Source organism: Actinoplanes sp. CA-131856, assembly GCF_050956135.1.
Taxonomy (GTDB): domain Bacteria; phylum Actinomycetota; class Actinomycetes; order Mycobacteriales; family Micromonosporaceae; genus Actinoplanes.
On the sequence record NZ_CP191849.1, the window covers coordinates 10,135,390 to 10,162,368 of the forward strand.

At 69.5% G+C, this 26,979-nt stretch carries 28 protein-coding genes and 1 pseudogene; 13 read left to right on the forward strand and 16 right to left on the reverse strand.

Going from position 1 to position 26,979, the window contains the following annotated elements:
* The first annotated feature begins 61 nt into the window (after nt 1-61).
* The 13 genes from fliD (at nt 62) to ACQP2X_RS46755 (ending at nt 12,076) form a co-directional block, all read left to right on the forward strand.
* On the forward strand, nt 62-1,408 hold the full coding sequence (fliD, locus tag ACQP2X_RS46695; RefSeq protein WP_498692625.1) for a flagellar filament capping protein FliD: 1,347 nt from the start codon (nt 62-64) through the stop codon (nt 1,406-1,408).
* 45 nt (nt 1,409-1,453) lie between these two features.
* Nucleotides 1,454-1,834 carry a flagellar export chaperone FliS gene (gene fliS, locus ACQP2X_RS46700; protein WP_498692626.1) on the forward strand — a complete coding sequence of 127 codons (381 nt, stop codon included), beginning with the start codon at nt 1,454-1,456 and terminating at the stop codon, nt 1,832-1,834.
* Between the two features lies 1 nt (nt 1,835).
* Entirely contained in the window at nt 1,836-2,165 is a 330-nt protein-coding gene (locus tag ACQP2X_RS46705; protein WP_498692628.1) for a hypothetical protein, read from the forward strand.
* Nucleotides 2,166-2,359: 194 nt separating this feature from the next.
* Complete coding sequence (flgB, locus tag ACQP2X_RS46710) at nt 2,360-2,707, forward strand: flagellar basal body rod protein FlgB (RefSeq protein WP_498655673.1); 348 nt, start codon at nt 2,360-2,362, stop codon at nt 2,705-2,707.
* A 2-nt stretch (nt 2,708-2,709) separates the two neighbouring features.
* The gene (locus tag ACQP2X_RS46715; RefSeq protein ID WP_498692629.1) at nt 2,710-3,102 is read left to right on the forward strand and encodes a flagellar basal body rod protein FlgC; all 393 of its coding nucleotides are present in this window, start codon (nt 2,710-2,712) and stop codon (nt 3,100-3,102) included.
* Between the two features lie 10 nt (nt 3,103-3,112).
* Complete coding sequence (fliE, locus tag ACQP2X_RS46720) at nt 3,113-3,460, forward strand: flagellar hook-basal body complex protein FliE (protein ID WP_498692631.1); 348 nt, start codon at nt 3,113-3,115, stop codon at nt 3,458-3,460.
* A gap of 1 nt (nt 3,461) precedes the next feature.
* Nucleotides 3,462-5,090 carry a flagellar basal-body MS-ring/collar protein FliF gene (fliF, locus tag ACQP2X_RS46725; RefSeq protein WP_498692633.1) on the forward strand — a complete coding sequence of 543 codons (1,629 nt, stop codon included), beginning with the start codon at nt 3,462-3,464 and terminating at the stop codon, nt 5,088-5,090.
* Nucleotides 5,091-5,158: 68 nt separating this feature from the next.
* Complete coding sequence (gene fliG / locus ACQP2X_RS46730; protein ID WP_498655677.1) at nt 5,159-6,190, forward strand: flagellar motor switch protein FliG; 1,032 nt, start codon at nt 5,159-5,161, stop codon at nt 6,188-6,190.
* Nucleotides 6,174-6,848 carry a FliH/SctL family protein gene (locus tag ACQP2X_RS46735; RefSeq protein ID WP_498692635.1) on the forward strand — a complete coding sequence of 225 codons (675 nt, stop codon included), beginning with the start codon at nt 6,174-6,176 and terminating at the stop codon, nt 6,846-6,848. The genes fliG and ACQP2X_RS46735 overlap by 17 nt, the downstream gene beginning before the upstream one ends.
* 12 nt (nt 6,849-6,860) lie before the next feature.
* Nucleotides 6,861-8,174, forward strand: a complete 1,314-nt coding sequence (locus ACQP2X_RS46740) for a FliI/YscN family ATPase (protein WP_498692636.1) — start codon at nt 6,861-6,863, stop codon at nt 8,172-8,174.
* 346 nt (nt 8,175-8,520) lie between these two features.
* Nucleotides 8,521-8,967, forward strand: a complete 447-nt coding sequence (locus ACQP2X_RS46745; protein WP_498655680.1) for a flagellar FliJ family protein — start codon at nt 8,521-8,523, stop codon at nt 8,965-8,967.
* Nucleotides 8,964-9,974: a transglycosylase SLT domain-containing protein gene (locus ACQP2X_RS46750; RefSeq protein ID WP_498692638.1), complete on the forward strand. Its 1,011-nt coding sequence runs from the start codon at nt 8,964-8,966 to the stop codon at nt 9,972-9,974. Before ACQP2X_RS46745 ends, ACQP2X_RS46750 begins: the two co-directional genes overlap by 4 nt.
* Nucleotides 9,975-9,994: 20 nt before the next feature.
* A complete protein-coding gene (locus tag ACQP2X_RS46755) occupies nt 9,995-12,076 on the forward strand; it encodes a flagellar hook-length control protein FliK (protein WP_498692639.1) in 2,082 nt (693 codons plus the stop codon).
* A 51-nt stretch (nt 12,077-12,127) separates the two neighbouring features.
* On the opposite strand, the gene ACQP2X_RS46760 is transcribed toward ACQP2X_RS46755, so the two are convergent.
* The 16 genes and pseudogenes from ACQP2X_RS46760 to ACQP2X_RS46835 all read right to left on the reverse strand — a co-directional run.
* The gene (locus tag ACQP2X_RS46760; protein WP_498692640.1) at nt 12,128-12,361 is read right to left on the reverse strand and encodes a hypothetical protein; all 234 of its coding nucleotides are present in this window, start codon (nt 12,359-12,361) and stop codon (nt 12,128-12,130) included.
* Nucleotides 12,358-13,938, reverse strand: a complete 1,581-nt coding sequence (locus ACQP2X_RS46765) for a hypothetical protein (RefSeq protein WP_498692641.1) — start codon at nt 13,936-13,938, stop codon at nt 12,358-12,360. Before ACQP2X_RS46765 ends, ACQP2X_RS46760 begins: the two co-directional genes overlap by 4 nt.
* A complete protein-coding gene (gene flhA, locus ACQP2X_RS46770) occupies nt 13,928-15,970 on the reverse strand; it encodes a flagellar biosynthesis protein FlhA (protein ID WP_498692642.1) in 2,043 nt (680 codons plus the stop codon). The genes ACQP2X_RS46765 and flhA overlap by 11 nt, the downstream gene beginning before the upstream one ends.
* Nucleotides 15,971-16,054: 84 nt before the next feature.
* Complete coding sequence (locus tag ACQP2X_RS46775; protein ID WP_498692644.1) at nt 16,055-17,146, reverse strand: EscU/YscU/HrcU family type III secretion system export apparatus switch protein; 1,092 nt, start codon at nt 17,144-17,146, stop codon at nt 16,055-16,057.
* A gap of 13 nt (nt 17,147-17,159) precedes the next feature.
* Nucleotides 17,160-17,924, reverse strand: coding sequence for a flagellar biosynthetic protein FliR (locus ACQP2X_RS46780; protein ID WP_498692647.1), 765 nt, complete (start codon nt 17,922-17,924; stop codon nt 17,160-17,162).
* Nucleotides 17,921-18,772 (reverse strand): flagellar type III secretion system pore protein FliP, encoded by an 852-nt coding sequence (gene fliP / locus ACQP2X_RS46785; protein ID WP_498692648.1) that lies wholly within the window; start codon nt 18,770-18,772, stop codon nt 17,921-17,923. The genes ACQP2X_RS46780 and fliP overlap by 4 nt, the downstream gene beginning before the upstream one ends.
* Entirely contained in the window at nt 18,769-19,188 is a 420-nt protein-coding gene (locus ACQP2X_RS46790) for a flagellar biosynthetic protein FliO (protein WP_498692649.1), read from the reverse strand. The genes fliP and ACQP2X_RS46790 overlap by 4 nt, the downstream gene beginning before the upstream one ends.
* Before the next feature lie 4 nt (nt 19,189-19,192).
* Nucleotides 19,193-19,951 carry a flagellar motor switch protein FliN gene (fliN, locus tag ACQP2X_RS46795; protein ID WP_498692650.1) on the reverse strand — a complete coding sequence of 253 codons (759 nt, stop codon included), beginning with the start codon at nt 19,949-19,951 and terminating at the stop codon, nt 19,193-19,195.
* Nucleotides 19,948-20,898 (reverse strand): flagellar motor switch protein FliM, encoded by a 951-nt coding sequence (locus tag ACQP2X_RS46800; protein WP_498692651.1) that lies wholly within the window; start codon nt 20,896-20,898, stop codon nt 19,948-19,950. The genes fliN and ACQP2X_RS46800 overlap by 4 nt, the downstream gene beginning before the upstream one ends.
* A 108-nt stretch (nt 20,899-21,006) precedes the next feature.
* On the reverse strand, nt 21,007-21,459 hold the full coding sequence (locus ACQP2X_RS46805; protein ID WP_498692653.1) for a flagellar basal body-associated FliL family protein: 453 nt from the start codon (nt 21,457-21,459) through the stop codon (nt 21,007-21,009).
* A gap of 14 nt (nt 21,460-21,473) precedes the next feature.
* Entirely contained in the window at nt 21,474-22,490 is a 1,017-nt protein-coding gene (locus tag ACQP2X_RS46810; protein WP_498692655.1) for a flagellar motor protein MotB, read from the reverse strand.
* Nucleotides 22,491-22,493: 3 nt separating this feature from the next.
* Nucleotides 22,494-23,231 (reverse strand): motility protein A, encoded by a 738-nt coding sequence (locus ACQP2X_RS46815; protein ID WP_498692656.1) that lies wholly within the window; start codon nt 23,229-23,231, stop codon nt 22,494-22,496.
* 56 nt (nt 23,232-23,287) lie between these two features.
* On the reverse strand, nt 23,288-23,566 hold the full coding sequence (locus ACQP2X_RS46820) for a flagellar FlbD family protein (protein ID WP_097318682.1): 279 nt from the start codon (nt 23,564-23,566) through the stop codon (nt 23,288-23,290).
* Nucleotides 23,567-23,763: 197 nt separating this feature from the next.
* Nucleotides 23,764-25,038 (reverse strand): flagellar hook protein FlgE, encoded by a 1,275-nt coding sequence (locus tag ACQP2X_RS46825; protein ID WP_498692657.1) that lies wholly within the window; start codon nt 25,036-25,038, stop codon nt 23,764-23,766.
* A 27-nt stretch (nt 25,039-25,065) separates the two neighbouring features.
* A complete protein-coding gene (locus ACQP2X_RS46830; protein ID WP_498692660.1) occupies nt 25,066-25,638 on the reverse strand; it encodes a flagellar hook assembly protein FlgD in 573 nt (190 codons plus the stop codon).
* 375 nt (nt 25,639-26,013) lie between these two features.
* A pseudogene (locus ACQP2X_RS46835) lies at nt 26,014-26,928 on the reverse strand (transposase); the annotation flags it as partial.
* Between the last annotated feature and the right edge of the window lie 51 nt (nt 26,929-26,979).

The window sequence follows — 26,979 nt, forward strand, 5'->3', positions numbered from 1 at the left end:
AACATGCCGGCTCCCCCGCTTCGTTGTGCAGCACCTCGTTCGCACCGGAAGGCAGGCGCCCGTGTCCACTTCGGTTGACGGCCTCGTCAGTGGTCTCAGCACCTCGTCCGTGATCTCGCAGCTCATGCAGGTCGAGGCGGCTCCGCAGAACCGGCTCAAGACCAAGGTCTCCACGGCGCAGACCGCGGTCACCTCCTACCAATCGGTCAACTCCAAGCTCTCCGCCCTCAAGACCGCCGCCGAGGACATCGGCAAGCTCGCCACCTGGCGCGCGGTGAAGCCGACGTCGAGCTCGGCCACCGTCACGGCCACCAGCACGGGCGGCACCAACACCGCCTCGGGCACCACGATCTTCAACGTGGGCGCGCTGGCCGGAAACCAGATCAACACGGCCAAGGTCGCCAAGGACGGCGACATCACCAGCGCCGGCTCGATCGAGTTCACGGTCGGCGGCACCGCCAAGACCGTGAACCTCGGCGAGAACAAGACGGCTCAGGGCGTCGCCGACGCGATCAACGCGGCCGGCATCGGCGTCAAGGCCGTCCTGGTCACCACCGGCGGCAACGAGAACATCCTCCAGCTCAGCGGGGCCAAGACCGGCGCCGCCGCTGGCTTCACCGTCGACAGCGGCCTGACCGGACTCGACCTCATCGAGGTGGCGCAGGCCAAGGACGCCCGCCTCGACATCGGCGGCGGCGAGGGCGTGGCCGGCGGCTACAGCGTCACCAGCGCCACCAACACCTTCACCACGCTGATGCCCGGCGTCTCGATCACCGTCTCGAAGATGGAGAACGACGTCACGATCAGCGCCGAATCGGACGTCAGCGGCATGGCGTCGAAGATGCAGGCCCTGGTCGACGCGGTCAACGGCACCCTCACCGAGGTCGCGAACCAGACCAGGTACGACGCCGCGACCAAGAAGGGCTCGCCGCTGACCGGCGACTTCATGGTCCGCAACATGTCGCAGGCGATCCTCAGCAAGATCAGCCTCGGTCTGACCTACGACAATCCGGCGTACGACGAGACGACCAACCCGGGCGTCGACAAGACGCTGAGCACCACGCTGGCCAAGCTCGGCGTCGAGCTCTCCCGCGGTGGCCAGCTCACCTTCAACACCGCCACCTTCAAGGCCAAGTACGGCGAGGACCCCACCGCGTTCCAGGCCGCCGCCATCGCGTTCGGCGACCAGATGCGGACGCTGGCGGTCGACCAGTCGAAGAACGTCACCTCGGTGATCACCGGCCGCAACAACGAGATCGACAACCTCACGAGCCAGATCGAGAACTGGGATCTCCGCCTGGAATCGCGCAAGGCGGCGCTCCAGAAGACGTACTCGGACCTCGAGGTCTCCCTCGGCAAGATGAAGGAGCAGTCGAGCTGGCTCGCCGGACAGCTCTCCGGCCTCTGACCCGCCCTCGCCCACCAGCCCGTCCGCATCTGACCGAGGAGAACCATGGCCGCACCGAACATGCGTGACCGATACATGCAGGACTCGATCAACACCGCCTCGCCCGCCAAGCTGCTGATCATGCTGTACGACCGCCTGATCCTCGACCTGATGCAGGGCGAGGAGGCGGTGCGGGCCGGCGAGACCGAGATCGCGCACGAGAAGATCACCCACGCCCAGGAGATCGTCATCGAGCTCCAGGTCAGCCTCGACGTCGAGGCCTGGTCGGGCGCGCCCGGCCTGGCCAACCTCTACGGCTACGTGCTCACCGAGCTGATCGGGGCCAACATCGCCAAGGACGCCGACCGGGTCGCGGCCGTGCGGGGCTTCCTCGAGCCGCTGCGCGACGCCTGGCGAGAGGCCGCCGCCTCGGCGGTCGCGGGCTGAGGTGACCTCCCTGAGCGGCACCTGGAACGGCGCCTGGAGCGCGGCCCTCGACGAGCTGGAGCTCGACGTGGCCGCGGTCGAGGCGATGCTCGACGACGAGCACCGCCACGCCGAGACCCCGCCGGCCAGCCTCTGGAAGCCGCCGACCGATCTCGGCGCGCTGCCGCTGGAACTCAAACCGCGCGCCGACGAGATTCTCACCAGGCAGCTCAAGGCCGCTCAGGAGATCGCACGGCGGCTGACCGCCAACCGTCAGCAGATCGCCGTGACCACCCGGATCGAGACCGGGGAGGCGGTCAAGCGACCGCTCTACGTCGACCGGGCCATGTAGCGCCGGCGCCAAAAAGCAGACAACGTCCCGGGACCCCCTATGCGGGGTTCCCGGGACGTTTTTGCGTGCAACCAGTCAGCAACCGTTTCACGCTCAGCGGATCGGCGGTCAGGCCGAACTGCATGGTACGAGCAACGGATTGCTCCCCGGAACGCCACGGAACGGCACCTTGACTCTCCCAGCAAGGAGCTGCTGTGTTCGACGACATCTCCTCGAACTCCTTGAAGGTCGCGGTCGCGGGTCTCGCGCAGCGGCAGAGCGCCATCGCCAACAACATCGCGAACATCGAGACCCCCGGCTACCGGGCCCGTAAGGTCGAATTCGAGGATGCGCTGCGCAGCGCCGTCGCGAAGGGCATGTCCCCGCTCGGCGTCGCACCGAACGTCCAGAACTCGCTCGAGCCCACCCGGCTCAACGGCAGCAACGTCAACCTCGATCAGGAGACCATCTCCCACATCGACACGACGATGCGCTACCAGCTGACCATGCGGGCGCTGGACCACAAGTACTCGATGCTGCGCGAAGCCATCAAGGGAGCCTGACGATGAGTACCTTCAACGCTCTCGGTGTCGCCGGCACCGGTGTCACCGTCTACCGCAAGTGGCTGGACGCGGTGTCCGACAACATCGCCAACATGAACAACGTCAGCCGGACCTCGGAGAAGGCGTTCCAGGCCCGCTACGTCGTCGCCCAGGAGGCCCAGGACGGCAACGGCGCCCAGGTCGGCGGGGTGCAGTTCGGCAGCGCCGAGGGTGTTCTCGTGCACGAGCCGGACAACCCGCTCGCCGACGCGCAGGGCTACGTCCGCAAGCCGGACATCGACCTCGGCTCGCAGATGGCCCAGATGATGATGGCGCAGCGCGCCTACCAGGCGAACCTCGCCGTGGTGGACCGCGCCCGCGACTCCTACACCGCGGCGATCAACCTCGGGAAGTGAGGTATAGGCCATGACTTCCGCGATCAGCCCGATCGGCGGCTTCTCCAGTGTTCCGGGACTCGACGCGATCACCGGCCCGTCCGGCCCCGAATCCCTCGCCACCGCCGGCACCCGCGCCGAGGAGGCGCAGGGTCCCAACGAAAGCTTCGCCAGCATGCTCTCCCGCGGCCTGGAGAGCGTGCAGGCCAGCCAGAACAACGCCGAGGACCTCGCGACCAAGGTCGCCACCGGCGAGCTCCAGGACCCGGCGCAGTACACGATGGCGGCCAACGAGGCGCAGCTCGGAATGCAGCTCACGCTGGCCGTCCGCAACAAGGCCGTGGAAGCGTTCCAAGAGATCATGAGGATGCAGGCCTGACATGACCGACCGCCTTCCCGCTCCGGTTCGCCGCGTCACGGACACGTTCCGGTCCTTCACCCCGGGACAGAAGGCCGTCACGATCGCGGCAGTGATCGCGCTCATCGTCGGTGCGTATTTCTTCGCCACGTGGGCGTCGAAGCCGAACTACTCGATCCTCTTCAACAACCTGTCGAACAAGGACGCCAGCGCGATCGTCGAGTCGCTGCAGAAGTCCGGCACCAGCTACGAACTGGCCAACGACGGGCAGACCGTCCTGGTGCCCCAGGACAAGGTCAACGAGCTGCGGCTGTCGCTGAGCAGCGAGGGGCTGCCCGGCGACGAGGGCACCGGTTATTCGCTGCTCGACCAGCAGGGCATCACCACCAGCGACTTCATGCAGAAGACGAACTATCAGCGGGCGCTCGAGGGTGAGCTCTCGTCCACGATCAAGTCGATCGACGGCGTCGAGGCGGCCACCGTGCACCTCGTCATCCCGCAGAAGGACGTCTTCGCCGACAACCAGGACGTGCCGACCGCCTCCGTGCTGGTGGCGTCGAGCTCGACCCAGCCGCTGAGCAGCGCCCAGGTGCAATCGATCGTGCACCTCGTCGCGTCCAGCGTCGAAGGCCTCGACCCGACCCAGATCACCGTGGCCGGCGCCGACGGCAAGATCCTTTCGACCGGTGGTGGTGCGGCCATCGGCACCGGTGGCGACAGCGGCACCGAGGCGCAGACCGTCGCCTTCCAGAACCGGATGAACGCCTCCCTGCAGAAGATGCTGGACAGCGTCGTCGGCCAGGGCAACGCCGTGGTCACGACCACCGCCGAGCTCGACTTCGACCAGAGCCAGACGACCAGCAAGACCTACAACGCCGACCCGTCGGTGCCGGCGCTGTCGGAGAGCAACAGTCGTGAGGCCTACAACGGCGACCAGAACTGCGCCGGCGGGGTGCTCGGCCCGGACAACGTCTCCGGCCCCGGCTGCACCACCGGCAGCACCGGTGCCAACGCCGGGCAGTACGAGAACAGCACCAGCGTCAAGAACAACGCCGTCAACGAGAGCCAGGAAGTCCGCAAGAGCGCGCCTGGTGGCATCGACCGGCTGGCCGTCGCGGTACTCCTGAACAGCAACGCCGCCACCGCCATCGACCCGGCCCAGGTGCAGCAGCTGGTCAGCGCGGCCGCCGGCATCGACGCCACCCGCGGCGACACCATCGCGGTCAGCGCCATGCCGTTCGACACCAGCGCCGCCCAGGCCGCGCAGAACGCCCTGAGCGCCTCGACCACGGCCGCGCAGCAGGCCAAGCAGATGTCACTGATCAAGACGGGCGCGCTCGGCGCGATCGTGCTGGCGCTGCTCTTCCTGGCCTGGCGGTTCAGCCGCAAGAGCAAGAAGCGCCGCGGGCTCACCCCCGAGGAGCGCAAGCACCTGGAGGACATGCAGGCGGCGCTGGAGGCCCAGCGCCTGGCCGAGCTGAACCAGGCGATCCCCGCTCAGATGCTGGAGGCGGGAACCGCTGCCATGGACGACACGAACGTGCAGGCTCGCCAGGAACGCCAGCGGGAGATCGAGCAGATGGTCAAGGATCAACCTGACGAGATGGCGGTGCTTCTACGCGGCTGGCTGGCCGCGGACGCGACGCACTGACGCCTTTGGGCGGCGGCCGGTGACCGCCGGCTGCCGCCTTTTCTGCCGACGCTCCGAGGGAGTACGCGTTGACCACACCCACACCGGCGCTCACCACCATGTCGATGACGGGCGTGCGCAAGGCCGCCATAATGCTGGTCCAGTTCGGCAAGGAACAATCCGCGCACATCATGGCCCAGATGTCCGAGAAAGAGGTCGAGATGATCTCGGCCGAGATCGCTCGCCTGGGCAAGCTCGACCCCACACAGGTCGACGACGTGATGGACGAGTTCTACGCCATGGCGACGACCCGCTACGCCGGGTCGGGCGGCATGGACTACGCCCGCGAGCTGCTCGAGGCCTCGCTGGGCAAGGAACGGGCCGCGCTGATCCTCGACCGGCTCGAAGCCTCGATGAACGACATCCCCTTCAACTTCCTGAGCCACGCCGACCCCCGGCAACTCCTGTCGTACGTCCAGTACGAGCACCCGCAGACGATCGCGCTGGTGCTCGCGCACATCCCCTCGGCGCTCGCCTCGTCGATCCTGGCCGGCCTCTCGCTGGAGGTGCAGACCGAGGTCGCGCACCGGATCGCGGTCATGGACCGCACCTCGCCGGAGATCATCCGCCAGGTCGAGCAGGCCCTCCAGCGCAAGCTGTCGACGGTGCTCCAGCCGGACGAGCTCTCCACCGTCGGCGGTCTGCAGCCCCTGGTCGACATCATCAACCGCGCCGACCGGACGACCGAACGGCTCATCCTGGAAGCCCTGGACGCCCGCAGCCCCGAGCTGGCCGAGGAGATCCGGCGCCGGATGTTCATGTTCGAGGACATCGTCAACCTCGAGGACCGCGCCATCCAGCTCGTGCTGCGCCAGGTCGAGCCGGCCGACCTCGCCACCGCCCTCAAGGGTGTGCCCGAGACGGTCCGCGAGAAGGTCACCAAGAACCTGTCCGAGCGTGGCCGCGAGAACCTGCTCGAGGAGATCGACCTGCTCGGCCCGGTCAAGGTCAAGATGGTCGAGGAGGCCCAGGCCAAGATCGTGTCGGTCATCCGCTCGCTCGAGGACTCCGGTCAGATCGAGGTTCAGCGCGGCGGCGAGGCCGATGAGCTCATCGCCTGAGAACCGCCCCGTGCTGCGGGGCTCGGTGGCCGACTCGGCCGCGGCCGCCCGATTCTCGGTCGACCTGCGCACCGGCATTCCGGCCGACAGCGACGCCATCGAGCGGGCCAAGCAGCAGGCCCGCACCGCCGGCTACGCCGAAGGGTGGGCGCAGGGCCAGCGCGAGGCGGCCGTCGAGGCGCAGGCCGCGGCGGCCCGCGCCCAGGCCGGCGCCCAGGCCTTCGACCAGCGCCGCGCGGCCGCCCTGGTGCAGGCCGTGAACGCGCTCGGCCGGGCCGTCACCGAGCTGGAGAACCAGCTCATGCCCACCTTCGCCGAGTTGCAGGAGGTGCTGCTCGCGCACGCCTTCGAACTGGCCGAGGCGATCATCGGGCGGGTCGTGGACGATCCGCAGGGCCGCGGCATGGACGCGCTGCGCCGGGCCATGGCGGCCGCACCCGAAGCGGGCCGGCTCGTCGTCAGCCTGCACCCGGACGACTTCCACACCCTGGTCGGCGAGAACGGCGAAGCCGACTTCGAGTACGAGGGGCGCCAGATCAGCCTCCGCCCCGACGGCGGCCTGCGCCCCGGCGACGCGGTGGCCGAGACGGGCATGGGCACGGTCGACGCGACGATCGCGGCGGCCGTGGACCGGGCGCGCGAGGCGCTGCGAATCTAGGAGACAGCTGTCATGACGGACGTGTTCCGGCATCGAATGAGCGCGGCCCTCGAGGCGGCCCGGCCCCTCACCCGCGGCAAGGTGGTCGGCGCGGTCGGCCTCCGGGTCACGGTGGCCGGCATCGACGCCCGGGTCGGCGATCTGCTGCAGATGGGCGAGGGCCCGGAGGCGGTGTACGCCGAGGTGGCCGCGCTCGACGGCGAAAAGCTGTCCTGCCTGCCGCTCGGCCCGATCGCGGGCCTGGGAACAGGCACCCCCGTGGTCAACACGGGCGGGCCGCTGCGGGTGGCGGTCGGCCCCGACCTCCAGGGCCGCATCCTCGACGGTCTCGGCCGCCCGATGGACGGCGGGCCACCGCTGCGCGGGCAGATGGTGAGTATCGACGCGGCGCCGCCGTCGGCGATGGAACGGCAGCTGGTCGACGCGCCGATGCCCCTGGGCGTCCGGGTCCTGGACACCCTCGTGCCGTGCGGCCGAGGCCAGCGCATCGGCATCTTCGCCGGCTCCGGCGTCGGCAAGTCGACCCTCATGAGCATGATCACCAGAGGCACGTCGGCCCAGCTGAACGTGGTGGCCCTGGTCGGTGAGCGAGGTCGTGAGGTCCGCGAGTTCATCGAACACGACCTGGGCGAGGAGGGCCTGGCCCGGTCGGTGGTGGTGATCGCGACCTCGGACACGCCACCGCTGGTGCGGCTGCGGGCGGGAGCGGTGGCGACCCGGATCGCCGAGTATTACCGGGACGAGGGCGCGGACGTGCTGCTGATGATGGACAGCGTGACGCGTGCGGCCATGGCGCAGCGCGAGGTCGGCCTGTCGGTCGGCGAGCCGCCGGCCACGAGAGGTTATCCGCCGTCGGTCTTCGCGATGCTGGCGTCGCTGCTGGAGAGGGCGGGGCCGGGAGCGAGGGGAAGCATCACGGGGCTCTACACGGTGCTGGTCGAGGGAGACGACCACAACGAGCCGATCGCCGACGCGGCCCGCTCGATCCTGGACGGGCACATCGTGCTCGACCGCAAGCTGGCCACGGCGGGCCACTTTCCGAGCATCCAGGCCCTCGACTCGATCTCCCGAGTAGCCAACAAGATCACCACCCCGCAGCAGAAGTCGGACGCGACAGAGCTACGGCGGTTGATGGCGGCCCACCGCGACATCAGGGAGTTGGTGGAGATCGGCGCATACGTGCCCGGCACCAACCCCGACGCGGACCGGGCCACGGCCATCTACCCACACATCAACGCCTTCCTACGACAGGGCTTGGACGAACGCGTAACCGCCGAACAGGCATGGTCCCAACTACACGCCTTAATCCAGGCCGCCGGCTCCTGACCACCTCACCCACCCGCCGCGGCCTGGAGGGCGGGCCAGCGGCGGCGGTCAGGTCGATCCCGCCGCCACCCCGACCCCGACCGCCGAGGGGTCAAGCCTGTGGACCACCCGCGATCGCCGCCGGTGACTTGGCAGTCGGTTTCCCGACGCCCGCGGGGTTTGCGGGTGGCGGGAAACCGCCTGCCAAGTCAGCGGTTACAAGGCGATCGCCTGCGGAGCGAAGCGACGCCATTCAGCTCAGCCATTCAACTGAGTTGCGACTCGGGTGCAGGGGCTCAGCGAAACGGTGTCCAAGCCGACCTTTTGTGGTGAGGGCGCCATATGCCCGTGTGCCAGGGAGGCGATCTTGAACCGATTCTTCCGACTCTCGCCCGTACTGCGTGCCCGTAAGGCTCAGGAGGATGTCGCTCGGGGTGCCGTGAACCAGTCGCGGGCCGAGGTCCGTGATGCTCAGGCCCTGGTCAAGCGCCGTCACCTCGATCTTGTCGGCTCGGAGGCGCCCACCGAGGGCACCGCCCGTTCCATCGTCGCTTCGATCGTGGCCCGGCAATCTCTGGCCGCCTCTCTCATGGGGGCCCAGCGCATGGTGGCCGAGGCCGAGGAGCTCGAGCGCGAACGTATGGCCGTGCTGGCCGACGCGGCCAAGCGCCGCCGGGCCGTCGAGATGATGGCCGAGCGGCACGCCGAGATGGTGCGCGCCCACGATCTGCGCAAGGACCAGGCCAACCTGGACGAGCTGGCGATGACGAGCAAGGCGCGCAACGCCGCCCGGGGTGGCGGGAGCGACGCGTGAGGGGCGTCGCCGGGGTGCTCAACCGCATCCAGGAGTTGCAGGGCCAACTCGGCCTGACCCCCGTCAACCCGGCGCCGGGCGCGACCGGCACCGCCGCCAACGGCACCGTGACCACGGCCGGCGGCAGCAATTTCGCCTCGGCTCTGGCCACCGCCACCGGCGGCGCGCCCAGCATGCGCCTCAACAGCGCGGCGACCGGGCAGTCGGTGGTCGACGCGGCCAAGAAATATCTGGGCACGCCGTACGTCTTCGGCAGCACCGATCCGGCCAAGGGGCTGGACTGCTCGTCGCTGGTGCAGCGGGCCTTCGCCGATCTCGGGGTCAAGGTTCCCCGCCTGTCGTACCAGCAGGCCAAAGTGGGCGAGGCCGTGCCGAACCTGGCCCAGGCCAAGCCGGGCGACATCCTGGCCTTCGACTCCCCCGTCGACCATGTCGCCATCTACGTCGGTGACAACAAGATGATCGCGGCGCCCAAGCCGGGCGACCAGGTCAAGATCCAGAGTGTGTACGAGAAGCCGACCCACATCCGCCGGGTCGTGTCGGACGGCGACACCGCGGTGGCCGCGCAGAACGCCGCCGCGGCCGTCCGCCCGGCCAGCCTGCGCGGTGGCGGTTCCCTGTCCGGCGTGCCCTACGCGGATCTCTTCGTGCAGGCCGGCAACCGGTACGGCGTATCGCCGAAGCTGCTGGCCGCGGTGGCCAAGGTCGAGTCGGGATACAACCCGGAGGCGGTCAGCAAGGCCGGCGCGCAAGGGCTCATGCAGATCATGCCGTCGACGGCGAAGGGCCTCGGCGTCAAGAACTCGTTCGATCCGGAGCAGGCCATCAACGGCGCCGCCAAGCTGCTCGCCCGCAACCTGCGGGAGTTCAAGTCGCTGCCGCTGGCCCTGGCCGCCTACAACGCCGGCGGCGGGGCCGTGCACAAGTACGGCGGCATTCCGCCGTTCTCGGAGACCCAGGCGTACGTCCCGAAGGTCCAGAAGGCTCTGGCCGCCCTGGGCGGCTGAGCACACCGAGGAGAAGTCTCATGAAGAGCCCGAATTCCGTCAGCGGAGCGGACCGCGCGTCGGTCGCCGACATCGGCCGCCGTCCGGGCGCCAAGCGCGGCGAGGGCGGGGAGGAGTTCGACTCCGCGCTGTCGGCCGAGCTGAGCCGCCCGGGCCAGGACGACGGGCAGAAGACCGCGCACGGCCGGGCGGACGAGCGGCGCGCCGCCGACCGGGCCGACCAGCGGGCCGCCACCGACCGGGCGACCGCGGACCGGGCCGCCGATCGCGCCGCCGACAGGGCCGCCGACCGCGCCGCCGACAGGGCCGCCGATCGGGCCGCTGATCAGGCCGCCGACCAGCGGGCCGCCGCCAGCCGCAACGCCTTGCAGCGCGAGGCCGCGGACCGGGTCCGCCTCAACCGGGCCGACGCCGACCGAGCCGCAGCGGACCGAGCGGCGGCCGACCGAGCGGCGGCCGACCGGCGTGCCGCCACCGACCGGCGCTCGGACCGGACAGACCGCGCCGATCGACCGGATAAGTCCGATAGAGCGGAAAAATCGGACCGCACAGAACGGTCGGATCGAGGAGATCGCGCAGACCGGACCGACCGCGCGGACCGGACCGACCGCGCAGACCGCGCCGATCGCGCCGATCGCGCCGATCGCGCCGAAGGAACGGACGACAGCCGTACGGCCGATGACAAGACGCAGCGAGCCGACGGCAAGCGACCCGAGGAAAAGCAGGCCACCAAGACGACCGAGCAGTCCGACGGGGAGAAGGCCACCGACGCCGCCCCGGCCAGCGAAACGACGGCGGCGACGACATCCACGCCGGAGGTCAAGGCGCCCGACGCCAGTGTTCTGGCCGGGGCCCTGGCCGCCGCCACCGCAGGGGCCGCACAGGCCGCCGCCACCCAGCCCACCACCGCTCAGCCCACCGCGGCGACCGGACAGGAGACCCCCGCCGCCGCTCCGTCCCCGGGCGGCGGCCCAGCTCTGCGCGTCGGCGGAGTCGCGCTGGCCGGCGGCCCGGCCGCTCCCCCGGCAGCCGCTCCCACCACCTTGGGCCTGCCACCCACCGGCGCCCATCTGAACCCCGAGGCGCAGGCCGCCGCGGTCCAGGCCGCCACCGGCCGCTCCGCCCTCGGCCTCGGCGTCAGCGGCGCCGGCGTCCAGCCCGGCGCCACCGGTCAGCCCGGCACGCCCATTCCCGCCGAATTCGCCGCGCAGCTCGCCCAGGACGGCGTGTCGGTGATGACCCCGGCCACCGCTCCGGACGGCGCGGGGCGGCTCGCCCTTCAGGACCCTGCCGCGACCCTCACCGGAGCGGCCACCGCCGGGACAGCCACCGCGCCGGCAGCCGGCACCCCGCCGACCGGCGTCCCAGTGACCGGCGCACCGGTGACCGGCGCACCAGCGACCGGCACGGAGACGGCGCCCGCGCCCACCGCTCCGGCCGACGCCATCGCGGCCGCGCCCACCGACGTACCGAATCAGCCCGAAACCGCGACGGCCCCAGCCGAGACCGCCGCACCCACCGCCAATCCGGTCAATCCGGCAGCGGCGCCCGGTGTGGCCCCCGACGGCGCGGCCATCCCCGGCGCGCTCGGGCAGGCCGGGATGGCCGGTGTCTCCGGACCGCAGGCGGCCGCGCCCGCCGCACCCACCGCGCCGGCCGCGCCGCCTCCTCCGCCGTCCCCGGTGCCCAGCCCGCCCGCGGCCCAGCTCGCGATGCGGATCGTGCCGCTCAAGCTGGACGCCGACGGCGTGCATCGGCTCACCGTCCACCTGCATCCGGTCGATCTCGGCCCGGTCCAGGTGGTGGCCGAGATCCGCAACGGCGACATCACCGTGCAGCTCTCGGGCAGCACCGACGCTGGCAACGAGGCGCTCCGCAACGCCATGGACGACCTGCGCCGGGAACTCAACGACGCCGGCTTCGGCAACACGAACCTCGATCTGCGCCAGGGCAACCAGCAGGAGCAGGCGCGGCAGCAGTTCGCCGCGAGCTTCCCGGGCGCGGGCCGCGCCGAGCCGGCCGAGACCGCTCTGCCGGCCGAGCCGGCCCCGGCGGTCCGGCGGGTCACCCCGGGCGACAGCCGCCTGGACATCCACGCCTGACAGACACGAGAAAAGGACCGGCGAGAGCCGGTCCTTTTCTCGGTCGGTCGTTCAGGCCTCCTGGCCCTCCAGCGGCGTCGGCGTCACCGGCGTGCTCTTCTCCTCGTCCTTGCGGCCGTAGCCGGCCGTGACGAAGCGCATCCCGGCCAGGAGCAGGGCCGCGATCGGCACGGCGATGAGGAACCGGATCAGCACCTGGGTGAGGTCGACCTCGTCGAGCACGTAGCGGTAGAGCGCCGGCGCGCTCATCAGGAGCGCGAACAGCAGGACCGACGGGCGTATCACGGCTGGCGTACCGATCGGGTGACCCGGCGGGGCGCGGCCGCGACCGGCGCCACGTCGGAGGCGATCCGCGCGCAGAGCATGGCGGCCCAGGCGTGCGGGGTGGCCGGCCGGTCGTCCAGCGAGTAGATCGGCAGGTCCAGGCCGAGCACCGAGCCCGGGTCGGCGGTGAGCTCGACGCTGTGCACCACCAGGGCCTCGACCTCGCCGAGGGTGCGCAGGTGGCGGCCGGTGTCGGCGGTCTTGCGGGTGGCGTCGACCACCGCCCAGAGCGCGGTGGCGCCGATCGCGTCGCACATCTCGTTCACCCAGAGCGGGTCGGTGCCGCCGACCGGGGCGTCCAGGACGACGACCCACGACTGCTCGGCCTGGTGCAGCTTCTCGGCACGGGTCTCGGCCGCCTCGGCGGTGGAGATCAGCCGGGACGAGTGCAGCCCGGTGCCGGCGGTCGACGGCGCGGCCAGCAGCAGGTGGTTCTCCGGCACGTCGATGTTCTCGAGGAGCTGCCGGGCGATCGGCACCGCGATGTTGATGTCGCCGGCCAGGACCAGGATCTCGCCCGGCCCGTCGGGGATGCTCGGCGCGGACGGGCGGGCCGCCAGCACGCTCAGCACCCCGGCGTAGGTGTCGGAGCCGGTGATCTGCCGCGCCATCGCCTCGGGCATGCCGACCGAGACGAGGTTGGTGACGACCTGCTCCGAGGCCGATGGCGGCTCCGGGGTGGCGGGCACCGCCGACACCGGGGTGACCTGCCGGAACTCGTAGGGCTCGGGCTCCGGGGCCGGCGGCTCGTCGACCTCGACCTCGGTGGCGGCGAACCCGCCGATGTGCTCGGCCAGGTTGTGCGCGTGGGCCGGCGACTGCGGCGCGACCTCGGCCACCGGTGGCGCCGCGGGCGACACCGAGGCGGCGGCCGGAGCGGCCGGCGACTGCGGCTGGATGGTTGGCATCGGCGGCGGCTCGAAGGCCCGCGGCGGCGGCTCGAAGGCCTGCGGCGGCTCGAAAGCCTGCGGCGTGGCCGGCTTGGCGCCGGCGTTGACGGCCGACTCGGTCGCTGCGGCCGGGCGGAACGGCCGTACCGTCGGTGTCTCCTCCCGGGGCGGCGGCTTGGGCCGCGACCGCTCGGTGGCCGTGCCGCCGGTGGCGTCGAGCCCGGCCATGAGCTCGGCGAAGGCCGCGCCGGTGTCACCGATGGCGGCGTGCCGGCCCTCGTCGGAGCCGAAGTCCGCCGGCGGCTTGGGCCGGGCCGCGGCGAAGGACGCCGGTGTCACCGAGCGCGGCGTGGCCGTGCCGAAACCGGGGCGGGCCGGCTCGTCCATCCGGTCCTGCGACTCGGCCCGCTCGAGGAGCCGTTCCAGGCTGTGCTGGCCGTTGTCGGCCGTCTTCGATCGCTGTGGCATGTCGTTCCCGTCCTCGTTCCCGTCCGGCACTTCCACGGAAAGCTCGTAATGCTGCTTCGCGAAGAAGCCGCCGACGCCGCCACTGCGGACCTTGTCGGCTGAGATGATCCGGACCCGGGAGCCGTACTCATCGCGCACCTGAGCCAGCAACGGCTCGATGGCCGGCCCCTCAAGCAGCACCCGCGTAGGCACCGTTCACCACTCCTATCGTCTCGATCTGTGCTGTGGAACCAGAGATTTCGCCGTACGACAGCACCTGCACCCGGCGCGAGCCGGCACGCAGTAGCCGCATCAGTGGCAGCCGCAGCTGTGGCGAGCAGGCCAGCACCGGTGCCAGTCCCTGCTGTTCCGCGGTCTCGGCCAGGCGGGCCGCCTCGGTGACGATCGCCTCGGCACGCATGCCGTCGATCGCCATGAAGGCGCCGGTCTCGCTGGGCCGCAGCGATTCGAGCAGTTGTTGCTCGAGCATGGGGTCGAGCGTGATCACCGTGAGGCGGCCGCCGGTCGCGTACTGGGCGGCGATGGCCGGTCCCAGGGCGCCGCGGGCGGCCTCGACCAGGGAGTCGGGGTCGACGGTGACCTTCGCTCGAAGGGAGAGCGCTTCGAAGATGCGGACCAGGTCGCGGATCGGCACGCCCTCGTCGAGCAGCGCCTGGAGCACCTTCTGGATCTGGCCGAGGCTGAGGATCGACGGGGTCAGCTCCTCGACCACGACCGGGTGGGTGCGCTTGACCATCTCGGTCAGCGCGCGCACGTCCTCGCGGCCGAGCAGGCGGCTCGCGTTGCTCCGGACGACCTCGGCCAGGTGCGTGATGATCACGCTGGCCCGGTCGACGACCGTCGCGCCGGAGAGCTCGGCCTGATAGTGCAGCTCGGACGGGACCCACTTGCCGGGCAGGCCGAAGACCGGCTCCACACCGGCCCGGCCGGGCAGGCCCTGGAGGCCGTCGCCGATGGCGAGGACGGTGCCGGGCGGCGCCTCGCCGGTGCCGGCGTCGACGCCCGAGATCCGGATCGCGTAGGACGAGAGCGGCAGGTCGAGATCGTCGCGAGTCCGCACCGGCGGCATGATCACACCGAGCTCCATGGCCATCTTGCGGCGCAGGGCGCGGACCCGGTCGAGCAGGTCCCCGCTGCTGGCGTCGACCAGGTCGACCAGGTCGGGCGAGAGAGCGAGCTCGAGCGGGTCGACGCGCATCTCGCCGAGGAGCTGCTCGGGCGAGTCGGCGGGCGGCATCTCGACCGCCTCGGCCGCGGCCACCTCGGCTTCCGGCACCGGGTCCTTGATCCGCTGCGCGAACACCAGGACGGCGATGCCGACCAGGAGGAAGGGCACCTTGGGCAGGCCCGGGATGATGCAGAGGGCGAGGGCGGCGGCGCCGCCGATGCGCAGCGCCAGCTTGTTCTGGCTGAGCTGGGCGGTGACGCTGGAGCCCATGTCGCCCGAGGTGGCCGAGCGGGTCACGATCAGACCGGTGGCCACCGACAGCAGCAGGGCCGGGATCTGCGAGACCAGGCCGTCGCCGATGCTCAGCAGGCTGTAGTGGTTCATCGCGTCGGAGGCCGACATGCCCTGCTGGGCCACGCCGATCGCGAAGCCGCCGACCAGGTTGATCAGCGTGATGATGATGGCGGCGATGGCGTCGCCCTTGACGAACTTCGAGCCACCGTCCATGGCGCCGTAGAACTCGGCCTCCTCGGCCACCTCGGCCCGGCGCTTCTTGGCCTGGTCCTCGTCGATCAGCCCGGCGTTGAGGTCGGCGTCGATGGCCATCTGCTTGCCGGGCATCGCGTCGAGGGTGAACCGGGCGCCGACCTCGGCCACCCGCTCGGCGCCCTTGGTGACCACGACCATCTGGACGATGACCAGGATCAGGAAGATCACGAGGCCGATGACGAGGTTGCCACCGACGACGAAGCTGCCGAACGCGTGGATCACCTTGCCGGCGTCGCCGTCGCGCAGCACGAGCCGGGTGGCGCTGATGTTGAGCGCGAGCCGGAACAGGGTGGCCACCAGCAGCAGCGCCGGGAAGACCGAGAAGTCCAGCGGCTTCTGTACGAACATGCTGGTCAGCAGGATCAGCAGGGCCGCCGTGATGTTGACCGCGAGCAGCAGGTCGAGCAGATAGGTCGGCATCGGCACGACCATCATGAGGATGATGCCGATGACCCCGACGGGTACGGCGAGCCGGCTGAGATTGCGGTTCTTCACGGCACCTCCCCGGGGTGTGGCTCACTTACGAGCCGATCTTCTCGCGTTCGCGGTACCGATGTGAGGAAATCTCCGTATTTCGTGTTATGCGGCGGCTGAGGCGGAATTGGGGCTGCGGTGCAGGCCTGCCGCCGAACCCTTGGCCTTGAGGCTCATAACGAACGCCAGGACCTTCGCCACCGAGCCGAAGAACTCGGCCGAAATCTCGGCGCCGACCTCGGTGCTGCCGTAGAGGGCACGGGCCAGCGGCACGTCCTCGACCATCGGCACCCGGTGCTCGGCCGCCAGCTCGCGGATCTTGAGCGCCAGCGGGCCCTGGCCCTTGGCCACCACCCGGGGCGCGCCCTTCTGCGGCTCGTAGCGCAGCGCCACCGCCACGTGGGTCGGGTTGACCAGCACCACGTCGGCCGTCGGCACGTCGGCCATCTGCCGGTTGCGGGACATCGCCATCTGCCGGGCGCGGATCTGCGCCTTGATGAGCGGATCGCCCTCGGTGTTCTTGTACTCCTGCTTGACCTCTTCCTTCGTCATCCGCAGCTGCTTGTTCGTGCGGCGGCGGACCACGAAGTAGTCGGCGGCGGCCATCACGATGCCGGCCACCGACGCGGCCCGGATCAGGCCGAGGACGGAGTCGGTGACCTCACCGATCAGCGAGGTGAGCGGAAGCTGGCCGGCCGTCATCAGCACCGGGATGACGTCCTTGGTCGTCGTGTAGAGCACGCCCGCCAGCACAGCGGTCTTGACCAGCGCCTTCGTGCCCTCCCAGAGCGCCTGGGGGCCGAACATCCGCTTGATGCCGGGCAGCGGGTTGAGCCGGTTGAACTTGGGGATGAACAGCTTGGTCGCGACCCGGATGCCACCCTGCGCGCCGGCCGCCGCCACGCCGACCGCCATCATCGTCATGGCCAGCGGCAGCACGGCCCACGCGGCGCCGAACATCGCCTCCTTGAGGATGTAGAGCGCCTGCGACGGCTGCGGGTTCGCGATGACGTCGGGGAGCTGGACCATGACCTCTTCGGCGTGCTTCATGGCCGATTCCATGGTGCGGGGCAGCAGGACGCTCGCCGCGAGCATGCCGAACCAGGCGCCGATGTCCTGCGTACGGCCGATCTGGCCTTCCCGCTTGGCCTTCTTGAGTTTCTGTGGTGTCGGCTGTTCGGTCTTCTCGCCCGACATGGCGCACCCCCCTTCAGCCGCCGGTGAGCTGGAGGACCGCGCTGACCGCGCGCTCCACCACCTTGTCGATGACGCCGGGCAGCGCGGTGATCGCGATGCCGGACAGCAGGAGGACCAGGAAGATCTTGGCCGGGAAGCCCAGCTGGAACGCGTTGAGCGCCGGGGCGACCCGGTTGAGCAGGCCGAACGCGCAGTCGGTGAGGAACAGGACGGCGACCAGGGGCCCGGCGATCTGGATGGCCGCCACGAACATGTCGCCGATGCCCTTGAGCAGCACCTCGCTGAAGGTGCCGAGGGAGAACGTGACGTCGAGCGGGACAGTCCGGAACGACTGGAGGAAGCCGCGCAGCACCATCTGATGGCCCTCGGTGGCGAACAGCAGGGTCACCGCGACGAGGTTGTAGAACTTGCCGAACACCGAGCTCTGGTTCTGCGACAGCGGGTCGTAGCCCATGGCCAGGGTGAAGCCGCCGAACAGGTCGAGCAGGTCACCCGCGGCCTGGAGCGCGGCGAACAGCAGCGCCGTGACGAAGCCGAGCCCGGCCCCCACGAAGACCTGGAGGGCGGCGCTGAAGACGATGTCCGAGGTTTCCAGCGACGGCACCGTGCTACGCAGATAGGGCGCGAGCGGCAGGGTGAGCCCGACCGAGAGCAGCGCCTTGACCGGGCCCGGGATGAGGCGCGAGTTGAACGGCGGGCAGATCATCAGCCAGGCGCCGGTGCGCGCCGCGCCCAACATGATCGCGAGCAGGTCCGCGATCGCGAGGTCGAGATTCATTTGTACGACGCCACGAGCGCCGTGAGAATCAGCCCCCACCCGTTGACCAGCACGAACAGCAGAAGCTTGAAGGGTAAAGAAATAGTGACCGGTGGCAGCATCATCATGCCCAGCGACATGAGCGACGCCGAGACGACCATGTCGATCAGCAGGAACGGGATGAAGATGACGAAGCCGATGATGAACGCGGCCCGCAGCTCGGAGAGGATGAAGGCCGGGATCAGCGTGGTCAGCTCGACGTCGTCGCGGTTCCTCGGCCGGTCCTCGCCGGACAGCTTGACCAGCAGCGCGACCTCCTCCTCGCGGGTGGTGCGCCACATGAAGTCCCGCAGCGGCTTCACACCGGCGTCGAACGCCTGCGACTGGGTCTTGTCGCCCTTCAGATAGGGCTGCACGCCCTGCTCGTTCATCGCCGACACCGTCGGCCCCATGATGAACAGGCTGATGAACAGGGCCAGACCGGCCAGCACCTGGTTGGGCGGCATCGAGGTCAGGCCGAGCGCGTTACGGGTGATGCCCAGGACCATGAAGATCTTGGTGAAGCACGTGCAGAGCAGCAGCAACGCCGGCGCGACCGAGAGGACCGTCAGGCCCAGCATGATGATCAGCGACGTCGACGGGCGGCTGCCGTCCGGGTTGGTGCCGTTGATGTTGACGTTGATGTTGGGCTGACCGGGCCGGCTCGGCGGGGACGGCGGGGCCGGCGCTTTTTGTGGGAAAGCCACGACTACCGTGGCCGGCGCACGCTCCCTGACCGTCGGCTCCGCCGCGGCCGGCGTGGGGCCGGGCAGCAGGACGAGAGCGAGCCCGAGGCTCGCGAAGATCAGCAGGAGCGCGCGCCGCATCATCGCCGTGTCGTCCGATCACGCAGGAAACTCATGGTCTGCGACCAGGTGCGGGGCGAGAGCAGCGAGCCGTCGAGCCGGCCCGGAGCGCCGGCCGGATGACGTCCCGGCAACCCGGCCTCGGTCAGGTCCGGATCGACCGCGAGGTGGTCGCGGTGCTCGTGCGGATGCTTCTCGAAGTCCTCGACGTCGGCCTCGCCGAGCAGGCTCACGTGCTGGTCGGTGACCCCGAGGATCATCGCCCGGTCGGCCACCCGGACCACGGCCACCGCCGCGCCCCGGGTCAGCTGCTGCCGGTTGAGCACGACGAGCGGGCCGTGCCCGCGTCCCAGCGGCCGGCGGATCAGGCGCGCCAGCAGCCACATCATGCCCAGGATGACGAAGAGCGAGAAACCGATCCGCAGGGCCAGCTCGAACAAGGTCCTACCCCTCGGCGCCGGGAGCGACGATCTCGGTGATCCGGATGCCGAAGTTCTCGTCCACCACGACCACCTCGCCGCGGGCGATCAGCCGGCCGTTGACCAGCAGGTCGGCCGGGCTTCCGGCGGCCCGGTCGAGCTCGACGATGGCGCCCGGGGTGAGCGAGAGCAGCTCGCGCACGCTCATCCGGGTCCGTCCCAGCTCGGCCGAGACCTCCATCTCGACGTCGTGGAGCATGTCCAGCCCGCCGCGGATCGCCATCGCCGGCGCCGCCGACTCGCGGCGGGCCACCCCGCCGCCGGCGGCCGGATCGTCGGTCGGCCACGGTGTCAGCGCCAGGGCCAGGACCGCGCGGATCTCCTGCCCTTCGACCAGCGGGACCGCGATGGCGTCGTCCTTGGTGGCGAGCGCGCTGAGCGCGACGCCCGGCTCCATCACGGTGCCCGGATCGAGCACTACCGGACCGAAGGCCCGGGCCGCGGCCTCGAGCGCGGGCCGGACGGCGGCGGTCAGGTCGAGCTCGCCGATCGGGCTCTCCTTGAGCGCGTCCGCCAGGTCCTGCCCGACCACCACGACCACCTCGCCGGTGGCGGCGCCGCTGAACCGGGCGGTCACCGCCTGCCCCTCGGACAGCATGTCCGCGGAGGCGGTGACCGGGTCGGCGACGGCCAGCGGGCGGCTGGTGGGCAGGACGGCGAGCGCGGCCTCGGCGGCCGTCCGGGCGAGCGCCAGCTGCGGCGCGGTGATGGTGGGCGCGGTCATGGGCGGCCAGACTCCTTGGGCGAGGACTCCTTGGGGGACGGCACCACGAGGCAGGCGAGCCGAGCCCCCTGATTACCGGGAACTGCATGGGCGAAAACGGTCTCGTTCACTGTCACGTCGAGTGGCCGGCTGGTCGGGTGACCCAACGGGACGACGTCGCCGGGCCGTAGGTCCACGATGTCATCGGTACGCATGCGAATGGGCTGAAATCGGATTGCCACGTCGAGTGGGGCCGCCGAGAGCCCGGCCGTGATGTTGCGCAGCGCCATGTCCTTGGTGGCCCGCTCGGCGTCGCTGAGCACCACCGCCTCGGTGCGCGAGAGCACCGGCAGGATGGTGTTGAACGGCAGGCAGATGCTGGCCAGGCACTCCTCGGCACCGATCTTCATGTCGAAGGTGGCGATCACGCAGGCGTCGCCCGGCTGATGCGTGCGCAGGAACTGCGCGTTGTACTCGATGTCCTTGAGCTTGGGCTGGAGTTCGACCAGGTTCTCGAAGCCGTACCGCAGCTCGCTCAGCATCCGCTCCAGCAGGCCGCGCAGCAGAGGCATCTCGACCTCGGTCAGCGGCCTCTCCGGCTGGGGACCGCCGGGGCCACCCAGCATGTGATCAATCGCGGACATGACGGCCGAGGTGGACATCTCCATGAGCGCCGAGCCCGGCAGCGGGTCGAGGACCACGACGGCGATCACCGTGGGGTTGTTCAGCGAGGCGACGTACTCGTCGTAGTTCAGCTGCTCGATCGAGACCAGGCTGACGCTGCTCACGGCGCGCAGCCGGGTCGTCAGCAAAGTTCCGCAACTTCGGGCGTACGTCTCGAAGGCCATCTGCAACGTACGGACGTGCTCGCGGGAGAGCTTGATGGGACGGCGGAAGTCGTACGGGGCCGGCCCTGCGCCCTGCCCACGACGCGACATCCGGCCCGGGGAGCGTGCGGCGGTGGTCACGTTGTCCCCATCGGCTCGTTTCCGGAACGGCTGAGCCGGAGCGCCGTTTCGTCCCCTTAAACGCGTTTCGGGCGGGTCACCGAAGTGAACCCGCCCGAAGCGTGCGTCTTACTGGGTCACGAACTGCGTGTAGTAGATGCCCATGACCTCTTTGACGTCGTCCTTGGTGGTGTAGGCCTTCTCGATCTTCGCGAGGAGCTCCTCCTTGATCGCGGTGCGGCCCTTCTCGGTCTCCAGCTCGGCGACCTTCTTGCCGGTGTACTCGTCGATCGCCAGCTCGATCGCCTCGCTGGTGTCGACCGCCTCGGCCGCGTCAGCGGTCTGCTGCAGCGAGAAGGCCAGCTTCAGGTAGTGGCCGTCGGCCAGGTTGATCGTCAGCGCCTCGTCGATCGCGGTGATCACGCCCTTCTCGGGCTCGGCGGCCTCGGCGCTGTCGCCCTTGAGCATGAAGAACGCTCCGGCGCCGCCGCCCAGCAGCACGACTGCGGCGATCACGATGATCATCAGCATCTTCTTGGACTTCTTCGGCGCCTCGGCGGCGGGCGTCTGCTCGGTGCTCATATCGGTACTCCCCCTCAGTTGTGTGCGGTAGACGTGGTGCTGGACTTAGTCGTGCTTTCGGCCGCGGAGGCCGCTTCCTGAGCCGCCTTGGCCTGGGCCGAGGTCTGGCCGGTGTGCAGCTTGCTGTCCGAGCCGGAGGCGGCCGGCAGAAGCGCGGCCTGGTCGGCGGTCAGGGTGGTCAGGACGACGATGTCGACGCGGCGGTTCATGGTGATCGAGCGCGGGTCGGACGGGTCGATCAGCGGCTTGGTGTCGGAGTAACCGACGGCGGTCATGCGGTTCTTGGCCATGCCCTTGCCGACCAGGTAGCGGACGGTGGTCGAGGCACGGGCGGCGGAGAGCTCCCAGCCGCTCGGGTAGTAGGACGTCTGGACCTTGAGCTGGTTGGTGTTGCCGTCGACCTCGATGTTGTTGCGCAGCTTCTTCAGGGTCGGCGCGATGGCGTCCAGGATCTTCTTGCCACCCGGCTTGAGCTCCGCCCGGTTGCCGGCGAAGACCACGTCGTTGGTGAGGACCGTGACCACCAGGCCGCGCCGGTCGATGGTGAACTTGACCGTGCCGAGCAGCTTCTGCTTGGCGAGCACGTCGGAGATCTGGTTCTCGATCTTCTTGAGGTTCTCGGCTTCCTTGGTCGCCGCCTGAGCGTTGGCCGAGGCCGCCTTGCGGTCCTCCGCCGCCATCGCGGCCTTGACCGCCTCCTGCTGCTTGGCCGTCAGGTTGGACGAACCGGCCTTGCCGTCACCCGGGTTGGCGCCCGGGTCGATCGCCACGACCTCGGTGCTCTGACCGGCGCCGTCCAGGGTCGAGGTCTGACCGGAGAAGGCGACACTCTGCGCGCCGAAGCCGGCGGACAGACCCGCCGCCAGCTCGGCGAACTTCTTGTTGTCGACGCTGCTCATCGAGTAGAGAACAACGAAGAGCACGAACAGGAGGGTCAGCATGTCGGCGTACGACACGAGCCAGCGCTCGTGGTTGACGTGCTCCTCGTGCTCCTCATGACGCTGCTTACGCTTACCCCCGCCTGAGCTCATGCGTTACGCCGCCTTCTTGGTGTTCGCGGCCGCCTCGGCCTTCTTGGCCTCGTCCGGCGGGAGGAGGCTGCGGAGCTTCTGCGCCACGAGGCGCGGGTTGGAGCCAGCCTGAATGGCCAGGACACCGTCGACGACCAGTTCCATCTCCTCGGCCTCGATGCCGCTGAGGCGGTCGAGACGAGCGGCGAGCGGGAGCCAGATGACGTTGGCGCTGAGCACACCCCACAGGGTGGCGACGAACGCGGCGGCGATCGAGTGACCGAGCGTCTCGGGCTTGTCGAGGTTCTCGAGCACGTGCACGAGGCCCATGACCGTACCGATGATGCCGATCGTCGGGGCGTAACCACCCATGTTCTCGAAGAGCTTCTTGCCGGCCTTGTCGGCCTTCTTCTTGGCCGCGATCTCGGCGTGCAGGACGTCGTGCAGCTCCTCCGGGTCGGTGCCGTCGATGGCCAGCTGCAGACCGCGCTTGAGGAAGGGGTGCTCAACCGTCTTGACCGCGTCCTCGAGGGCCAGCAGACCCTCGCGGCGCGCCCGCTCGGCCAGCTTCACGATGCTGTCGACCAGCTGCGTGGGCGGCGTGACCTTGGCCAGGAAGGCCTTCTTGAGGTTGTTGCCGATGCCCGTCGTGTCCTTGAGGACACCACCGGCCATACCGGCCATGAGCGCGCCGCCGAACACCAGGAGCATCGACGGGATCAGGATGATGGAGGCCGGGTTGCCGCCCTCCAGGATCTGCACCGTGAAAACGATGATGAGTGCAACAACTACACCGACGATCGTTGAGATATCCATGTTCAGCGGTCCTTCCGGTGCAGCGTGAGCACCTGGGCGTCGTGGTCGTCGTCAGACGGGATGGCGGCGGCCGCGGGCTGGGCCTCGAGGCGGGAAGCTTGGGAGATCAGCGAGGCGCGGTAGTGGCGCACTGAATCGATGAACTCGGGCACGGACTCGGCAATGACGTACTTGGTGCCGTCGACCAGGGTGATGACCGTGTCGGGCGTGCACTCGGCGCGCTCGATCAGGTCGGGGTTGAGGGCGAACACGGCACCGTTGATGCGGGTTACAAGGATCACTGTCATCCGTCCTTGGGTGGTGGTGTGGTCCTGGGCTGTAGGACCCTCCGTGGCCCTTCACCGTGTACTTCGGCGACCTGACGGTTGCCGATGAGATCCATACGGTCGCGCTTCGGGTGCAGCCGATCGGATAAACAGAACGGCCGGGACAGGCACTCAAGTGCCCGTCCCGGCCGCCGGCCGGACTGCTGCCAGCGCTAGCGCTTCATGCTCACGAGCTCCTGGAGGAGCTCGTCCGAGGTCGTGATGACGCGGGAGTTGGCCTGGAAGCCACGCTGGGCGATGACCAGGTTGGTGAACTCCTGGGCCAGGTCGACGTTCGACATCTCGACGGCGCCACTGATCACCTGGCCGAGGCCGGAGCTGGTGGGCGTGCCGACCTGGGCCAGGCCGGAGTTGACCGTCGAGCGGTACATGGAGTCACCGGTCTTCTCGAGACCGTTCACATTCTTGAAGGTGGCCAGGGCGACCTGGCCGAGGATCTTCTTCTGGCCGTTGCTGAAGGCGCCGATGATCTGCCCCGTGTCCGACACGGTGTACGACAGCGAGGCCAGCGTGCCGGCCGCGTTGCCGTTCGAGTCGGAGACCCGGGCCTCTGTGAGGCCGTGGAACATCGTCAGGTCGCCACCGTCGATGGTGAGCTCGTCACTGAGGTTGCTGTTGAGGTCGGAGAGGCCGGTGAACGACAGTGTCTTGGACGCCGCGTCGAGCTTGCCCGCGGTGAAGCTGAGCGAGCCGCCGTTCTCGGTCATCGGCTTGGCGTTGGCGGCGTCACCGGACAGACCCACACTGACGTCGTACGTCCCGGGGTCCACCCCCTCGTCGGAAGTGCGCTTGAAGTACGCCGAGAGGCTGACCGGGGTGCCGAACTTGTCGAACGCCTTGAACGGGATCTCGATCGGATCGATCGTCGAGACGTCGGTGACGCCCTCGGGCACGTCGAAGCTCAGGTTGCCCTTCATCTCGATCTTGTCGGTCGACTTCGGGTCGATGCTCTGCCCCAGCGGCATCTTGATGTCGCCGGGCTTGGCCGCCGTGTTGACCACACCGTCCTCGGCCGTCCATCCCTGCACCGGCTCACCGGTGGCGGTGGCCAGCACGCCGTTGGCGTCGAAGAAGAACGAGCCGGCCCTGGTGTAGAGCTCCTCCTGGCCGCGCCGGGTGATGAAGAAGCCGTCACCCTGGATCATCATGTCGCCGGCCTTGCCGGTGGTCTGCGCCGATCCCTGGCTGAAGTTCGAGGTGATGCCGGCGTTGCGGACACCAAGACCGACCTGAGCCGGGTTGGTGCCGGCCATGCCGTCCTGCGGCGCGCCGGCGGCGCCGGTCATCTGGCTCAGCGTGTCCTGGAACTGCACGGAGCTGGCCTTGTAACCGACCGTGTTGACGTTCGCGATGTTGTTACCGGTGACGTCCATCATCATCTGATGGGCGTGCAGGCCACTGATGCCGGAGTAGAGAGAGCGCAGCATGAGAAAGGTCCTTCGCGGTTGAGAGGATTACAGCTTGGGTGTCTCTGAGGTCGCTTCCGTCGACGCCGCGGGCTTGCTGGCCGCCGGCGCCGCCGCGGGCGGGGCGGCGGCCGGCGGGGGCGCCAGCGGTGTGGCCGCCGCCTGTGCCGCCTGAGCCGCGGCGTCCGCCTGCGTCTGGATTTCCATGACCTTGGACAGCTGCACTTCCGTGTTCCCGATCCGCAGGGTCGGTTCGCTGTCGCCGTTGAGCTTCGCCGCCGATATGACTCCCGTGAGCCTGGCGCCGTTGTCGTCCATGTAGGTGACCGTCTTGCCGACCAGGGAGCTGGCACCCACCAGCTGCTGCCCCTTGAGCATGTCGGCGACCTCGCCCAGCTTCTCGACCTGGGTGAACTGCGCCGTCTGGGCCAGGAACTGTGTCGAGTCGGCCGGCTTGCTGGGGTCCTGATATTTCAGCTGGGCCACCAGCAGCTTGAGGAAGGTGTCCTTGTCGCCGAGCGACTTGGGCTTCTCGGGAACCGCCGCCTTGGCCGCGGCCGCCGCGGCTCCCGCGGCGAATGTCCCCGATGGTCCCGTTGAGCCGGAAGTCGGTGAGGTCATCACGCACTCCTGTCCTGATAGCTAGCTCGAACTACGCTTCGACAGGTCTGCGGATTTGCTTAGTGCGGAGTCCACTGACGTCCACCGGTCCGGGGATCGTCGCGGATCCTCTCTCCATCGTGTGGGAGAGCGACTCCCCGCCGATATCAACGGGGCGGGCCTCCGCCGGCCAACAGACCCCGCTATCGCTGACTGAGAAGCTCTGCGACGGGGGTCACGCCGTGCCGTTCCGACACCCGGAAGATGTCGTCCAGCTCGACGGTGCGTGACCACCCCGTTCGAAACGGACGGGGTGGTGATCACGCCACCTGGTGTTCGGGTGGCGATGGTGAACGCCGCGGCAAGATCACGGTGCCCGACGAACTGGCAATGCGAACACGACAGAACCCTGCCGCGCGGCTTGACGATCCTTTTCGCGCATGCGGGGCAGGTCGACGAAGTGCCACGTTCGTCAACCAGCTGGACACGGATCCCGGCAAGCGCGGCTTTGTCCTGCAAGGCACGCAGGGTGCGTCCTATCTGCCACTGCCGCAGACGCAGGTTGTGCCGGCGCCCAGCCGAATGGTCGAGCACTCCTCGCGGGTCGCCGACAGTTAGTGTTCCGATCCGTCTCTCGACAGCCCACGCGATCACCGTCCTGGCCGCCTCATGTACCGCCTGACGAACGCGGCGGCGATGCCGGCCTTCGACCAGACGCGCCCTCTGACGATATCTACGCCAGCGCCGTGATCCCTGCCCGCGCTTGCTCGGCACATGTGGGGCGATCGCCCTGTTCCGGGCTTTCGTGTCGGCGAGGTGCAGGCGATGCTCAGCACGGATGGCTCGGCCGGATATCAACAAACCGTCGCCGTCACAGCCGGCCACGGCGAACGGATGGATGATCCCTAGATCGACCCCAGCCACGCGGCCTGGATCAGGCGCCTGACCTTGAGGATATTTGGCAACGGATTGCTCAGCGGTGACGTCGATCCACAGCCTGCCGTCCGTGAACAGCAATGTCACCGACCGCACCGCATCGGCGGAGAAGGGCACGGGCCGATCAAGGCGGATCAAGTGCGGTGGACAGCCGCGCGCCGTAGGTAGCCGTAACGTCCGACCGGAAAGGGCGAAGGTGCTGTGGTACCAGCGCACAGGCATCAAAGCACGGCGTCGCCGAGGGAACCGCACTTCCGCGTGCCCAGCTTTGCGACGTGCCGCCGCTGAGAACCACGCGTCCGAGTAGCGGCGCAGGACCGATCGGGCGCCGGCGCTGTCCAACTCGCCAAAGGTGCCTGGGCCGGCCTCCGCCAACAGGCGACACAGTTCTTGCTAACCAGCGGCCACCTTGTCCTTACGGCGAAG